Raw genomic sequence first — 1,473 nt, 5'->3', positions numbered from 1 at the left:
CCCCGTACGGGATCCACCGCCCGGGTCCCGCTCCTCCCGGGGCAGGAAGGCATCTGGTTCGAGCAGCAGGCGTCACCCGCAGGCCGTTACACCATCTCCCGCACCTTCCTCGTCCGGGGGCCGGTCGACATCCCCGCACTGCGCACCGCCCTGACCCGGCTGGCGTACCGCCAGAGCGCATTGCGCACCGTCATCGAGCAGGACGCGGACGGCTGGTGGCAGTCCCCGTCCGCCGACCCGGGCGCCGCGCTGCGACACATGAACCTCAGTGACACACCGTCAGCAGCGCGGGAGACCCGGGCACGGGAGCTGATCGCGGAGTCCGCCACCGCCGACACCGCGAATCCCGCGACGCCGCTGGTCCGCACGGTGGTGCTCACCCTGGACCCGGCGCGGACCGTCGTCCACTTCGACATCCACCACGTCATCGCGGACGACTGGTCGCTGGATCTGTTCTTCGAGGAGCTGTCCGCCTTCTACGCTGCGTCGCGAAACGGTGAGCCCGACTCGGTCGTTCTCCCGGAGCTCGAGCTGTCGTTCGCCGATCACGTGATGGACTCCTTTGACCGCGATCCGCAACCCTGGGCCGCCGCACGCGAGTTCTGGAGGAGTGCCCTGGACGGCGGGGCCGCCGCGCTCGACCTCGTGACGGATGCCCCGCGCCCCGGCGTTCTCAGCGGCGCGGGGGACCGGATACGCCTCGTGATCGGTCCCGAACAGGCAGCCCGGCTGAGCGAAGCGGCCCGTGCGCACGGCGTCAGCCGGTTCATGTTCTGCCTCGCCGGGGTCTACACCGTGCTCTCCGCCCACGCGGAGCGGGACGACCTCTGCATCGGCAGCCTCACCGCCGGTCGCGGCCGGGTCGGCCGAGAGCGGCTCATCGGCTACTTCCTCAATATGCTGCCGATACGGGTCAGCGCCTGCGGTGACACCTCGGTGGGCACGCTGCTGCAGCAGGTCCGGGAAGCCTGTGTCGAGGCATACGGCCATCAGGACGTCCCCTTCCAGGCGGTCTGCCGGGATCTGGGCGTCATGGGCCAGGCCCGAGGCTCGGTGCCCTTCTACGCCGTCGTCAACTACCAGCAGCGCCCTCCCCGGCTTCCGGCCCTCGGCCCCGTTGTCGACCACTGGCCGACGGCGGCGGCGGACACCGCCAGGTTCGAGCTCTCCTTCGCCTTCCAGGAGAGGGGCGAGGAGATCGACCTGGAGCTGGAGTTCAGCACCGATCTCTATCGCGCGGACACCGTCCGGCAACTCGGAGAGCAGCTGATTGCGGTGCTCGACCGGCTCGCGGGCGACGCGTCCACGGCTCTGCGGGAACTGGTGCTGTACGCGGCGAACGAGGAGCCGTCCCCGTGTCGTGGAAACGAATTGCAGGAGTGCCCGCCGGCCACCCTGCACGAGCTGTTCGCCCGTCAGGCCGCCGCGCGTCCCGACAAGCCGGCCGTCATCAGTGACGGCCTCACCCTTACC

At 70.3% G+C, this 1,473-nt stretch carries 1 protein-coding gene; it reads left to right on the top strand.

Annotated features, from left to right (window positions below; all coding sequences use genetic code 11):
• Positions 1 to 1,473: condensation domain-containing protein (locus ACTWQJ_RS51260; protein ID WP_443313179.1), on the top strand; the 1,473-nt coding region annotated here is incomplete at both ends.

The organism is Streptomyces sp. KR55 (genome assembly GCF_052245645.1).
Lineage (GTDB): Bacteria > Actinomycetota > Actinomycetes > Streptomycetales > Streptomycetaceae > Streptomyces > Streptomyces flavusporus.
Note: the sequence above shows the minus strand (reverse complement) of the source record. Positions and strands in the feature narration are given on the sequence as shown.